The sequence below is a fragment of the Comamonas humi genome, assembly GCF_054782535.1.
The window spans coordinates 201,838-214,659 of record NZ_BAAGSH010000002.1; the positions used below are offsets into that span (position 1 = coordinate 201,838).

The following is a 12,822-nucleotide window of genomic DNA, read 5'->3' on the forward strand; positions in this document are numbered from 1 at the left end:
CGAGTGGAATACATAGTGTTCTAGAGGTTCGTCAGCGCGCCGTGCGTCGCCCGCCCAGCGACGCCCTGCGGGGAGGAGGAGCCTCGGCGGATGGCGTGCTGCCCGCCTCCAAGGGATTGATCTGAGGAGCCGTCGGCGCATTACTCCCAACGCTGGGGCCGTACCCCACCTGCAGCTTCGCTTTTTGCAAGCGAAGTTCTCTGGTTTCTGCGCCGCGCGTGAAATACACACGGTTGTCGGCAATGGAGCTGAGCGTCCATCCATCCAGCGCACCACGCAATGGCAGGGCCTTATCCTTGCCATTGAACTTGATGATGACGCCTCCCAGCTTTTTGTCCGTGCTGCTGTAGATGCCACTCAACACCGCAGTACTGAGGTAATCGGGCGGCGGAGGCGGAGCCTCCGAAGCTGGCGGCGGCGGAGGCGGTGGAGGCCGGCGCGTCGCGGAAAACAGGGGACGATCCAGCATGGCCAGGAATTGGCTCTGGTCCATGGCCTGTGGCTTGCCCAGCGCCGGCACCATATCGTCGAAATTGGTCTTCTGTGCGCGCGGCACCGTCCAATGGCTGTTACGCAGCCCTTCCTTGGGACTGAACCACATCCAGGCCAGCCCCGCGACTAGCAAGGCATTGAGCAGCAGCAAACTCTCGCCCACATAACGCTTCATGACCGCTCCCTCAAGACACTCAGGGTCAATTGCAGCGACAACCGGGGCGCCACTTTTTCATTCATATTGGTCAATGCCGCCTGGGAGCGCACTTCCACGTCATTGACCAAGATGACAGGCAATTGCTCCGAAATGACAGACAACGCACTGTCAACAGCCAGCAACTCGCCTTCGGCACGCACGCTGAGTGGAATGCGATCAAAGCCCTTCTCTTCCTTGGCAGGCATGACCTGGCTGCTGACCACGGTCAGCCCTGCATTGGTCAGCAGGTCTCGCACCTTCTGCTGGACCGCATTGCCGGTCTGCCCTGCATCCTGGGAAGCGGGGTACACATAGCTGGAGCGAATGCGCAGAGCACGTTGCAGCGCCTGCTCGACTTCATCACGCTGCATGTCCAGCCCCTTGAGCCGCGCATAGCGTGGCTCAAGTTCTGCCAACTTCGTTTGCGCCCAACGGTGCTTACTGGCGATGTAGCCTCCAAGCACCAGCAGCGGCAGCAACACCAGGCACAAGGTGCCAATCAATATGGCCCAGTCTTTTCGGCTGGGTTTCTGGTTCAAGGTCATTTCTTCTCCCCCTCTCCACTGACTGGTGCCGCACGCGTAGCCCTGCCTCCCAAGCTGGCGCGGGGTGCAGAAGCCGCCGGTGCGGAGCCCGCCGCAGGCGCGATAGCCGGAGCCACCGGAGCAGCAACTGGCGGGGCCACCGTTGCCGGAGCAGCCGGCTGCCCCTGGACAGAAGCCGAATTCGCCGGTTGGGGCAAAGGGGCCGCAGGCGTGGGCGGCGGGGGAGGCTCAAGCTCCTTGAGCGTAGGCCCATAGACCTTGGGCTCCAGCATCAACTCGATCGTGAATGACTCCTTATTGCTGCCTGGCGCCCGGGTGGCCGCACTGGGAGCCCTGACGTCCTTCACACCCTCTTGCTCGCTGAGCTTTTGCATCAGCGTGGAAGCGTTGTCCCCCAATCCGGTGATGGTGACCTTGCTCCCTTGTATCCGTGCCGACTGCAAGGCAGTGTCGTCCGGCAATACCTTGGTCAGCATACTCAGCACCTTGATGCTGTCGACACGCTCGGCCAGCATATCGGCCAAGCCAGCCACCTGGTCTGCACTCTGTGTCAGACTCGCACGCTTGGCCACCACATCGCCGGTTTTGGCGGCGATGGCTTCATACGCATGGATTGCTTCGATGGCTCGCAAGCGCAGTTGCGCTGTCGGCGTGATGGCGATGCCAATCAGCAGCAGCAGTGCGCCTAGCACTCCGGCCCCATGGAGCTGCAGCTTTTTATGCGCCCAGACAGCGCGCTGAGCCTCACCAAAGCCCTGAAAAACAATGGGACGCTCACGTCCGGTCAGCACCCAGACCTCGGGTGCGGGCAAGACCTTGCCAGCGGTCTGCACACGCACCGCATCCGCGGTCCGCCCCTCCAGATAGGGCTCTACCTGTTTGCGCGAGGCCAATGCCAGCTGCAGCCGAACTGCCGAAGCAGACCGGCTTTGTTCGACGTAGCCCCAGAGCATATCCTCCTGGGCAAATGGGCTGATGGCCTGGGCCTCCAGCTGCGCAGCACTGGCGCAGTCCTGCGGGTCCAGCGCCGGCAACTGCAGCGACTTGCGCAGCACCAGGGACTCGGGCAGCTCGATGGCCCAAAAATCCGTGCGAAAGCGGACTTTGCCCTCTACCGGCCGGCCCGACTCCCATACCTGGACAGGCTCTCCTTGCACAGGAAGCAGGCGCACCACGGCGTCGGGCCGCAGCCATGAAAACGGCGGCCAGAAAGGCGCCTTGCGCCATGTCTGGCGAATTTCGGTGGTGAGCTTCTGGAGATCGATCCCGAAAAACCGCGATTCTGTAGAAAGAGCTGACATAGTTGTATGGGTTATCGCTATGGCTGCAAGGTCTGGCGCGTTTCGAACGTATACCAGGGCAGTCCGTCACGCGAGCGGCTACCGAAGTAAACGCTGCGCTCTACATCAAAGCGGCCACCAGCCGCGAGCGGCACATGGGCCGTGATGCGATACCGCCGGGAAGAGTTGCCACCGGATGCCAGTCCCGCAGCAAGCCCGGTTGTGTCAACTCCGGGCTGTCCAGATGCACGCTGCTCGGCAATGCGGTTGGCCATGGCCTGGTCACCATTGGCCAGAATGGCCAGAACCTCGGGCGGGGCAGCCAACGGATTCACGGCCGCACTTCCCGAGCCTCCATTGGAGGCGGTGACGAAAGGCGCGAGTCTAGCATAGAGGTCAAAATCGAAGCCGGGCACCTGCATGAGATCCTCTACCGCCTCGAAGCGCTCGGGCGATCGCCCTGTGGGAGAGCGCTTCTCGCGGAGATCCACAATATTGATGGCCAACTGCTGCGCCTGCCCCTCGGGCAGGCCGCCCCCAATGGTCAGCAATGCAGCCAACAGCGGCAGCGATGCACCATTGATATTGATCAACCCAGACAAGGGCATGACCGTCACCGGCACTTCCACTCCATTGAATGCCACCGACGTATCGGTCAATTGGGTAACGGCCCTCGGGGTGGCCGACAGCTTCTGCAACGCGATCATGATCGCTGCATCACCCAACGCCTGTGCTTCGAGCCGCTGCCGTGCCACGGACACCATCCGCGCCTCCTGGCGGACCACACCGCTGACCCCACTGACCATCAGGCTCAAGGCCGCCACCAGCCACAGCACGGCAATCAGCGCCATTCCCTGCTCGGCCGAGCCCCCATTCCTCGCTATTGGCACTGCCCCCTGAGTGCGCCCTGCATTCAACCGCGCGCTCATCCTGAGGTCCCCCCCAGAACAGCGCCGCCACTGCCCAACGGATCACCCGCGGGCATGACCCTCATGCGCACCACCAGCGGCGGCAGCACCGCCTGCTCCGACGCCATGACAACCTGGATGGCCTGCGGCAGGATATCGACCGAGTTCCAGCTGTCCACCCACACCGGGGGATTCACGCCGGCGTTCTGGTATTGCAGCGACAAGCCCGTGGCATGCGTCACGATGGGATAGCTTTCAGCGCCTCCCCAGTCCGGCTGCGTCTGCGCGTCCACCCAGGGCGTATAGCTCAGCGTGATTGCCGGGCTGCCCAGATACTGTCCCATGGCCAGCCGGAAATGGTAGCGCCCGCCTGCCCCATAGCGGGCCGGCATCACACCCACCCAGGTCACGGCCTGTGGCTCGCCAGTGAAAAAGAATGGTGCCTTGCCCAGTTGCTGAATCCCCTGAACCCGCTTGGCCGACATGCGGGACAGCACGCCACGCAGGAAATCACCGCCCGACCGCGACTCGTCCATGCGAGCCAGCCGGTTGTCAATACTGTCTTCCGTGCGACCCATGGTACCCATGGCTCCGGCGAGGCCCAGCATGATGAGCGACAGCAGCACCAGCGCCACCAGCATCTCGACCAGCGTGAAGCCACGGCTTCCCCGATTGAAAGAATTGCGTCTGGCCATCATTGCAGCAGCCTTTCTGCATTCGGATCGGGGGGCCTGCGCTGTGCGCGTAGCGTCGACAGCTCTATCGTGCGCTGCGCTCCGCCGTTGTCCCAGGACACAACGACCTGCACTTGGTGCAGCGGCGGAATATTGGGACCTTCCACATCGGTCTTGAATGGCGCGCTCTGGATCTGCCAGTGAAAGCCATTGCTGTCGCCGGCATCGTTCCAGCCGTCTTCGTAGACCGAGTCGCGCATGGACAGCAGCGACTCGGCCAGTTGCACCGCGTACTGGTAGTTGTCCATGTCGCCCACGCTGCGGGCGCTGCTGCCGGTGGCGCGGTAGATCATGCCCAGCGAGATGGCCATGATGGCCAACGCCACCAGCAACTCCAGCAGGGTCATACCGCGCGCGGCGGAACGGCGGGTACGCGTCATTGGAACAAGGGCTCCTGCGTGACGCGGCCTGAAAGCCAGTCCACCCGCAGGCGGACGCCTGCGCCGGTCTTGCGGATGATTTCTATACTGCCGCCGCTGGAGCCCCCCGAAGGCAGAAAGGCGATGGACGCCGCGCTGCCGGGCACGAACTCGCGCCCCGCCACCGTGGTGCGCACATCGACGCTGTCGGGCAGCTCCTTGGCCGCAGCGGTATTCAGCCCATAGGTCTTGGCCTGCAGGTCGACCGTGAAGCGCACGTCCCGGCCTTCTGCCACCGCAGCATAGCGTGCCGTACGCAACTGACTCAGCATGGAGCGCACGGTATCGCGGTACTGCACCCCATCGCGCAGCCGGTCGTAGGCCACTGGCGCCATGCTCACCACCATGGCCATGATGGCGAACACGACCATCAGCTCAATCAAGGTGAAACCTTGCTGAAGGGAGCGCGCAGATCGCATGGCCGGCAGGCAGACGGGAACGAAACGCCGTTATTTGGCGCTGTGGATGTCAGCCGCCTCACCCTCACCGCCCGGCGCACCGTCCGAGCCCAGCGAGACGATGTCGGTCTGGCCACCGTTGCTGGCGTAGCGGTAGGGGTTGTTCCAGGGGTCGGAAGGCACGCCGCCGCTCAGGTAGGGGCCGTTCCAGCCGCGCACGTTGCCGGGCGCCTTGACCAGTGCATCCAGCCCCTCTTCGCTGGTCGGGTAGCGGCCGACGTCGAGCTTGAAGATGTCGAGTGCCTTCTGCAGGTCGGCGATCTGTACGCCGGCCGTCTTGGTCTTAGCGCCGCCCAGCGCACCCAGCACCTTGGGGCCGACCAGGCCGGCCAGCAGCGTCAGGATGGCCAGCACCACCAGCAGTTCGATCAGCGTGAAACCGCGCGAACGGCGACGGCCCTGCGCATCGTTGGAACGGAATTTTTTCATGATGGCCTGCATGACAGGACTCCCCTTTTCAATGTGATGAATCAAACCAACCACCGCTTACACGGCCAGATCGTTGACGGACAGGATGCCCATCAGGATCGACACGATGATCGCCGCGATCATCATGCCCAGCACCAGGATCAGCACCGGCTCGATCATGGTCAGCGCCCGTTTGATGCCGGTTTCGACCTCGCGGTTCAAAATATTCGACAGCTCCAGCATCATCGGGCCGATGCGGCCGGTTTCCTCGCCCACACGCACCAGGTTGACGGCCAGCGGCTCGAAGACGGTGGTGGTGTTCATGGCCTGCACCATGCGGCCACCTTCCTTGACGATGGGGGCGATCTGCGCCAGCTCCTGCTGGATGATGCGGTTGCTCACCGTGTCAGTGGCAATGTTCAGCGCGGTGATCAGCGGCACGCCATTGCCCAGCAGGGTGCCGAGCGAGCGCGAGAACAGCGTCAGCTGGTACTTGAGTGCCAGGCGACCCAGCAGCGGCAGGCGCAGCAAGCGCGTCTGCCACCACATCGATCCCTGGGGCGACTTGAACCAGCGGCGCACCAGATAGATGACCAGCACGGCGACGATGCCGATCACCGCGCCATAGCTGCGGAAGGCATGGCCGACCATCATCACCACCCGGGTGGGCGCGGGCAGCGCATCGCCCAGGTCGTTGAACAGCTTCTCGAACTGCGGCACGACGAAGCCCAGCATGGCGACCAGCGACAGGATGGCCACCACCACCAGGATCATCGGGTAGATGGTGGCGGAGACCACGCTTTCCTTGAGCGCGCGCTGGCGCTCCAGGTGCTCGACCAGGCGCGCCAGCACGCCCGACATCTGGCCGCTGGCCTCGCCGGAGCGCACCATATTGATATAGAAGTCGCCGAACAGCTCGTGGTGCTGGGTCAGCGCCTTGGACAGCGGCACGCCGCCCTTCACGGCTTCGAGGACGCCCTGCAGCAGCTCGCGCATGCTGTCCTTGTAGCTCATGTCGATGAGCACGCGCAGCGCGTTGTCGAGGGCCAGCCCCGCCTTGAGCATGATGGACAGCTCCGAGGTCATCGCCAGGATGTCGGGCGACTTGACCGGGCCTTTCTGCGCCTTGGTGCTCTTGGCCTTGACCAGGGCGGCAGCGCCCTCCTTCTTGCCAGGCTTGCCGCCGGCCGCGGGCGCCAGCGTCGCGGCCTGGGCCGCGTCGACGATGCGCACCGGCGTGAGCTTTTGCAGGCGCAACTGCTTTTGCACCTGCGCGATATTCGCTGCCTCCAGCGTGCCGCGCACCGACTCCCCGGTGCCATTGATGGCGTGCCAAGCGAAATCAGGCATCGATCTGGTCCTGCGTGACGCGGGCCACCTCGTCCAACGTGGTCATGCCGGCCGCCACCTTGCGCAGGCCGTCCTCGTGCAGGCTGAGCATGCCGGCGTGCGAGGCCAACGCGAACAACTCGTTCGCATCCTTGCCGGCATTGATGGCATTGCGCATGGGTTCGTCGAGCACGAAGAGCTCGTGGATGCCGGTACGCCCCTTGTAGCCGGTCTGGCGGCACTGGTTGCAGCCCACGGCGCGGTAGATGGGCTGGCCCACCTGGCTGAAACGGGCCAGGCCCGAGCGCTTGCGCACCTCCTCGCCCGGCTCGTGCTCCTCCTTGCAGTTGCTGCACAGCGTGCGCACCAGGCGCTGGGCCAGCACGCCGTTGACGGACGAGGTGATGAGGTAGCTCTCCACGCCCATGTCCTGCATGCGGGTGATGGCGCCGGCGGCGGTGTTGGTGTGCAGCGTGGACAGCACCAAGTGGCCGGTCAGCGCAGACTGCACCGCGATCTGCGCGGTTTCGCCGTCGCGCATTTCGCCGATCATGATGATGTCCGGGTCCTGGCGCAGGATGGAGCGCAGCGCATTGGCGAAGGTGAGGTTGATCTGCGCGTGGGTCTGGATCTGGTTGATGCCCTCAAGCTGGTATTCGACCGGGTCCTCGACGGTGATGATCTTGTTCTCGACCGCATCGATCTTGGACAGCGCCGCATACAGCGTGGTGGTCTTGCCCGAGCCCGTGGGGCCGGTCACCAGCAGGATGCCGTGCGGGCGCGCGAGCAGGTCGTTGAACTTGGCGAGCGTGTCCTTCGCAAAACCCATGGTCTCGAGCTGCAGGCGCACGCTGGCGCGGTCCAGCACCCGCATCACGATGCTTTCGCCGTGCACGGTGGGCACGGTCGAGACGCGCAGGTCCAGCTCGCGGCCCTTGACGCGGGTCTTGATGCGGCCGTCCTGCGGCAGGCGGCGCTCGGCGATGTCGAGGTGGGCCATGAGCTTGACGCGCGAGCCGACGGCGGCCGACAGGCGCGGCGGCACCAGCTCGCCGGGATGGATCACGCCGTCGACGCGGTAGCGCACATGCAGGCCGTCGTCGAAGGGTTCGAGGTGGATGTCGGAGGCACGCAGGTCGATGACGCGGCCGATGATGCTGTTGACCAGCCGGATCACCGGCGCCTCGCTGGCCAGGTCCTTCAGGTGTTCGACGAAATCGCCGCCGTCCACGCCGTCGCCGAACAGGTCGCTGCCGCCATCGTCCTCCTCGACCTCGGGCTCCGGCTCCTGCAGCGCCCGCTCGATATCGATCTCGAGCGCCAGGTGCGGGCGCACGACCAGGCCGGTGGACATCTGCACGGCCTTGACCACGAACGGGTCCTGCGGCGAGGTCATGGCCACGTCGAGCACGCCATCCTCCAGCCGCAGCGGAAAGACATGCTGCGCGTGCTGGAACTCGGGCAGCAGGCCCGGCACCACGGGCGCCTCGGCAGGAAAATCAGCCGCCTGGATGAAAGGAATCTGCAGCTGCTGCGCCAGCGTGTGCATGACGTCCATCTCGGACACCAGGCCGAGCTGCGTGAGCACATGGCCCAGCAGATGGCCCATTTCCTGCTGCGCCTGCAGCGCCCGCTCCAGGTCGCGCGGCGACAGCTTGCCGCCCGCCACCAGCATTTCGCCCAGGCGCGGCCGCGCGGGTTCGGACGCGAGGATCGGTTCTAGTTCGACGATGGCGCTGGTGTTCATGCGGTGCAATCAAGGGGCTTGCTCAAGGCAAGCGACATAGTGTAGTAGGAAGCCTGTGGAGACATTGAGGAGAAAACGCCGGCCCGAGGCTTGTTGACGCTATTCCAACATCCCGCGGCCGGCGCTGCTGCCGCAGGCGATCCCTGGCTGAATTTAGGGCGTTTTTGGCCCTCCGCGCTTATTCTGCAAGCGCAGACAGCTATCATTTATTTTTGATAATCAGGCAAAGCATTCCGCCTCGGCCAGGCGCTTGCCCTGCTGGTCCTTGGCGGACAGCTGCGGCTCCAGGCCGCCGAGCTGCCAGTCGATGGCCAGTTGCGGGTCGTTCCAGGCGATGCAGCGCTCGTGCTCGGGCGCGTAGTAGTCGGTGGTCTTGTAGAGGAACTGCGCCATCTCGCTGTGCACCACAAAGCCGTGCGCGAAGCCCGGCGGCACCCACAGCTGGCGCTTGTTGTCGGCCGACAGCTCCACCGCCACCCACTGACCGAAGGTGGGTGAGCTCTTGCGGATGTCCACCGCCACGTCGATCACCGAGCCTTCGACCACCCGCACCAGCTTGCCCTGGGGTTGCTGGATCTGGTAGTGCAGGCCGCGCAGCACGCCACGGGCGCTCTTGCTGTGGTTGTCCTGCACGAATTCGTAGTGCTGCCCCACGGCGGCGTCGAAGGCGCGGTGGTTGAAGCTCTCGTAGAAAAAGCCGCGCGTATCGCCGAAGACCTTGGGCTCCAGGATGATGACGTCGGGGATCTGGGTGGGAATGGCTTGCATGGGTGGTGTTTACAGGATTTCCTGCAGCATGCGCCGCACGCCCGCCTGCCAGTGCGGCAGTTGCAGGCCGAAGCGTTGTTGCAGCTTGCGGGTGTCGAGGCGCGAGTTGTTCGGGCGCTTGGCGGGCGTGGGGAAGGCGTCGGTCGCGACGGCCTGCACCTCCTGGGCCACGATGGGCAGCGCAGGCTGGATCTGCCGCGCCTGCTCCAGCACATAGCGGGCATAGCGGTTCCAGGTGGTCTCGCCCTGGGCCACGAGGTGGTAGATGCCGCTGGCGTCGTCCATGCCGCCGCGCAGCACCTGGTGCAGCACGAGCGCCGTCACGTCGGCCAGCAGCTCGGCGCCGGTGGGCGCGCCCCACTGGTCGTCGATGACGGCCAGGCGCTCGCGCTCCTGCGCCAGGCGCAGCATGGTCTTGGCGAAATTGCCGCCGCGCGCCGCATAGACCCAGCTGGTGCGGAACACGAGGTGGCGCGCGCCGGAGGCGGCGATCTGCTGCTCGCCTTCGAGCTTGGTCTGGCCGTAGACCGACAGCGGGCCGGTGGCGTCGTCCTCACGCCAGGGCGCGCTGCCGCTGCCGTCGAACACGTAGTCGGTGCTGTAGTGCACCAGCCAGGCGCCAAGGGCCGCAGCCTCGCGGGCCAGCACGCCGGCCGCGTCGGCGTTGATGGTGCGCGCCTGCTGCGCATCGCTCTCGGCCTTGTCCACCGCCGTGTAGGCGGCGGCATTGACGATGGCCTGCGGGCGGATGGCCCGCACGGTTTCGGCCAGGCGCTCGGGCTGGAGCAGGTCACCGCAATGGGCTTCACTGTGGCGGTCGAGCGCGATAACCTCGCCCAGCGGCTGCAGGCTGCGCTGCAGCTCCCAGCCGACCTGGCCGTTCTTGCCGAGGAGGAGAATTTTCATAGTTTTCAGTCAAATCAGGCTGTAGCGCTTATACATCAAGCGCAGACAGCTATCATTTTCAATCAACCGTATTGCTTGTTGACCCAGTCGCGGTAGTCGCCGGACTGCACCTGGGCCACCCAGGCCGGGTTGTCCAGGTACCACTGCACGGTCTTGCGGATGCCGGTCTCGAAGGTTTCGGCAGGCTTCCAGCCCAGTTCGCGCTCGAGCTTGCGCGCGTCGATGGCGTAGCGGCGGTCGTGGCCGGGGCGGTCCTGCACGTAGGTGATCTGGGCGGTATAGCTGCTGCCGTCGGCCTTGGGTCGCAGTTCGTCGAGCAGGCCGCAGACCGTGTTCACGATGTCGATGTTCGGCTTCTCGTTCCAGCCGCCGACGTTGTAGGTCTCGCCCAGCCGACCGGCCTCGAGCACGCAGCGGATGGCGCTGCAGTGGTCCTTCACATAGAGCCAGTCGCGGATCTGCTGGCCGTCGCCGTACACGGGCAGCGACTTGCCGGCCAGCGCGTTGACGATCATCAGCGGGATCAGCTTCTCGGGGAAGTGGTACGGCCCGTAGTTGTTGCTGCAGTTGGTGGTCAGCACCGGCAGGCCATAGGTGTGGTGCCAGGCGCGCACGAGGTGGTCGCTGGCGGCCTTGCTGGCCGAGTACGGGCTGTTGGGCTCGAAATTGTGCGTCTCGGTGAAGGCCGGGTCTTGCTTGGCCAGGCTGCCGTAGACCTCGTCGGTGGAGACGTGCAGGAAGCGGAACTGCTGCTTGGCGTCGCCCTGCAGGCCGCTCCAGTAGGCGCGCGCGGCCTCGAGCAGGCGCAGCGTGCCGACGACGTTGGTCTGGATGAAGTCCTCGGGCCCGTGGATCGAGCGGTCCACATGGCTTTCGGCGGCGAAGTGCACGATGGCCCGGGGCTGGTGCTCGGCGATGAGCGTATCGAGCAGCGCGCGGTCGGCGATGTCGCCCTGCACGAAGGTGTGGCGCGCGTCGCCGTCGAGGCCCGCGAGGTTGTGGCGGTTGCCCGCGTAGGTGAGCTTGTCCAGATTGACGACGGGCTCATCGGAGCCCGCCAGCCAGTCCAGCACGAAGTTGGAGCCAATGAAGCCGGCCCCACCGGTGACGAGAATCATGGTGGTATCTTCCTTGTCGGAACAGCCTTCGATTATCGCATCCGGGCCAACACCCCCTCGTAACAGGCGCTAACCCGGAAACCTGCTGGCCGCGATGTGCAGCAGGCCGTCGAAGATCAGGTTCTCCACCAGCTCGAATGGCCGCGCCATGCTGGGCATCATCTTCCAGCCAGCGCCGCCAGTCATGATGCAGGCCGGCTCCTCGCCGCAGTGGTCCTTCAGGTGCTGCACCATGCGCTCCACCGCCCCGGCGATGGCAAAGGTGCCGCCGCTGGTCAGCGCGTCGCTGGTGTTGGTCGGGAATTCGCAGACGTCGCCCGTGGGCACGTGCAGGCCGGCCGTGCCCGCCTCCAGCGCCTTGAGCATGATGCCGTGGCCCGGAAGGATCAGCCCGCCCAGGAAGCGGCCGCTGGCGTCTATGCACTCCACCGTCACCGCCGTACCCACCATCACCACCACGATCGGGCGCGCGCGCCCCTGGGCCCGCACATGGTGCCAGGCGCCGATCATGGCGACCCAGCGGTCGGTGCCCAGACGCATCGGGTGGTCGTAGCCGTTGATGAGGCCCGCCTCCTGCGCGGAAGACACCACCCAGCTCGGCGCCACGTCCCAGATCTCCATCTGCTCCTGCACGCGGTGCTTGACCGACTCGCCAGCCACCACGCAGCCCAGCATGTAGCGGGGCTCGGGCAGCTTGGCCCAGGCGCCTTCGGCCAGGCGATCGATATGGTCCAGAAACTCCACGCCATCGGCCAGCACCGCTGCGCCAGGTCGGGGAGCCTCATACATCTTCCACTTCAGGCGCGTGTTCCCTACATCAATGGCCAGAAATTGCATGGGCGGCATTATTGGTGCTTTTCTTCAACGTCTCTGTCACATTGTCAACCGATGCGCGCACATCCCGGCGCAAGCGCCCCCAAAAAATACACCGCAATAACCCTCGAAAGCTATGTGAAAGATGTTCAAGCAGGTCTTGTCTGACCTTGCGCAGTCATGGAAGCAGTCTATATTGCGGCTTTCCACTCACTTAGGAGCGACTCCATGGGACTGTTCAGCTTTATCAAGGAAGCCGGTGAAAAACTGTTTGGCGGCAGCAGCGCCCAGGCCGCGCAAGCCCCCCAGGATCTGAATGCCGCCGCGGGCGCAGCGATCGAGAAGTACATCGCCACCCAGAACCTGGGCGTGAGCGACGTGCAAGTGGCATTCGATGCGGGCAAGGTCACGGTCACCGGCACGGCCCCCACGCAATCCGCCAAGGAAAAGGTCACGCTGTGCTGCGGCAACGTGTCGAGCGTGAGCGAGGTGGACAACCAGATGGCGGTGACCAACCCTGAGGCCGAAGCCCAGTACCACGACGTGGTGTCCGGCGACACGCTGTCGGCCATCGCCAAGAAGTACTACGGCGACGCCAACAAGTACCCGGTGATCTTCGAGGCCAACAAGCCCATGCTGAGCCACCCCGACAAGATCTACGTGGGCCAGAAGCTGCGCATCCCCGCGCTGTAAGTCCAGCC

At 64.8% G+C, this 12,822-nt stretch carries 15 protein-coding genes; 1 reads left to right on the top strand and 14 read right to left on the bottom strand.

The genetic code is table 11. The annotated features are described in order from the left end of the window. Positions 1 to 31: 31 nt before the first annotated feature. The 14 genes from ACYVKR_RS01305 to ACYVKR_RS01370 form a co-directional block, all read right to left on the bottom strand. Positions 32 to 667, bottom strand: a complete 636-nt coding sequence (locus ACYVKR_RS01305) for a hypothetical protein (RefSeq protein ID WP_460478902.1) — start codon at positions 665 to 667, stop codon at positions 32 to 34. Then, a complete protein-coding gene (gene gspM, locus ACYVKR_RS01310; protein WP_460478903.1) occupies positions 664 to 1,233 on the bottom strand; it encodes a type II secretion system protein M in 570 nt (189 codons plus the stop codon). The genes ACYVKR_RS01305 and gspM overlap by 4 nt, the downstream gene beginning before the upstream one ends. Next, positions 1,230 to 2,534 (bottom strand): PilN domain-containing protein, encoded by a 1,305-nt coding sequence (locus ACYVKR_RS01315; protein ID WP_460478904.1) that lies wholly within the window; start codon positions 2,532 to 2,534, stop codon positions 1,230 to 1,232. Before ACYVKR_RS01315 ends, gspM begins: the two co-directional genes overlap by 4 nt. 17 nt (positions 2,535 to 2,551) lie before the next feature. Then, positions 2,552 to 3,364, bottom strand: coding sequence for a type II secretion system minor pseudopilin (locus tag ACYVKR_RS01320; RefSeq protein WP_460478905.1), 813 nt, complete (start codon positions 3,362 to 3,364; stop codon positions 2,552 to 2,554). 74 nt (positions 3,365 to 3,438) lie between these two features. Then, positions 3,439 to 4,119: a prepilin-type N-terminal cleavage/methylation domain-containing protein gene (locus ACYVKR_RS01325; RefSeq protein ID WP_460478906.1), complete on the bottom strand. Its 681-nt coding sequence runs from the start codon at positions 4,117 to 4,119 to the stop codon at positions 3,439 to 3,441. Beyond that, positions 4,116 to 4,535: a type IV pilus modification PilV family protein gene (locus tag ACYVKR_RS01330; RefSeq protein ID WP_460478907.1), complete on the bottom strand. Its 420-nt coding sequence runs from the start codon at positions 4,533 to 4,535 to the stop codon at positions 4,116 to 4,118. Before ACYVKR_RS01330 ends, ACYVKR_RS01325 begins: the two co-directional genes overlap by 4 nt. After that, positions 4,532 to 4,993, bottom strand: a complete 462-nt coding sequence (locus ACYVKR_RS01335; protein WP_460478908.1) for a GspH/FimT family pseudopilin — start codon at positions 4,991 to 4,993, stop codon at positions 4,532 to 4,534. Before ACYVKR_RS01335 ends, ACYVKR_RS01330 begins: the two co-directional genes overlap by 4 nt. 30 nt (positions 4,994 to 5,023) lie before the next feature. Beyond that, the gene (gene gspG / locus ACYVKR_RS01340) at positions 5,024 to 5,461 is read right to left on the bottom strand and encodes a type II secretion system major pseudopilin GspG (protein ID WP_460478909.1); all 438 of its coding nucleotides are present in this window, start codon (positions 5,459 to 5,461) and stop codon (positions 5,024 to 5,026) included. 57 nt (positions 5,462 to 5,518) lie between these two features. Then, positions 5,519 to 6,790 (bottom strand): type II secretion system F family protein, encoded by a 1,272-nt coding sequence (locus tag ACYVKR_RS01345; RefSeq protein ID WP_460478910.1) that lies wholly within the window; start codon positions 6,788 to 6,790, stop codon positions 5,519 to 5,521. Continuing rightward, a complete protein-coding gene (gspE, locus tag ACYVKR_RS01350) occupies positions 6,783 to 8,516 on the bottom strand; it encodes a GspE/PulE family protein (protein ID WP_460478911.1) in 1,734 nt (577 codons plus the stop codon). The genes ACYVKR_RS01345 and gspE overlap by 8 nt, the downstream gene beginning before the upstream one ends. Before the next feature lie 219 nt (positions 8,517 to 8,735). Beyond that, a complete protein-coding gene (rfbC, locus tag ACYVKR_RS01355) occupies positions 8,736 to 9,284 on the bottom strand; it encodes a dTDP-4-dehydrorhamnose 3,5-epimerase (protein WP_460478912.1) in 549 nt (182 codons plus the stop codon). A 9-nt stretch (positions 9,285 to 9,293) separates the two neighbouring features. After that, a complete protein-coding gene (gene rfbD / locus ACYVKR_RS01360; protein ID WP_460478913.1) occupies positions 9,294 to 10,190 on the bottom strand; it encodes a Rossmann-fold NAD(P)-binding domain-containing protein in 897 nt (298 codons plus the stop codon). A gap of 62 nt (positions 10,191 to 10,252) precedes the next feature. Next, complete coding sequence (gene rfbB / locus ACYVKR_RS01365; protein ID WP_460478914.1) at positions 10,253 to 11,308, bottom strand: dTDP-glucose 4,6-dehydratase; 1,056 nt, start codon at positions 11,306 to 11,308, stop codon at positions 10,253 to 10,255. Between the two features lie 69 nt (positions 11,309 to 11,377). Continuing rightward, entirely contained in the window at positions 11,378 to 12,145 is a 768-nt protein-coding gene (locus ACYVKR_RS01370) for a type III pantothenate kinase (protein WP_460478915.1), read from the bottom strand. A 204-nt stretch (positions 12,146 to 12,349) separates the two neighbouring features. Between ACYVKR_RS01370 and lysM the strand changes: the two genes are divergently transcribed. Beyond that, complete coding sequence (lysM, locus tag ACYVKR_RS01375; protein ID WP_460478916.1) at positions 12,350 to 12,814, top strand: LysM and BON domain-containing protein; 465 nt, start codon at positions 12,350 to 12,352, stop codon at positions 12,812 to 12,814. The last annotated feature ends 8 nt before the right edge of the window (positions 12,815 to 12,822 follow it).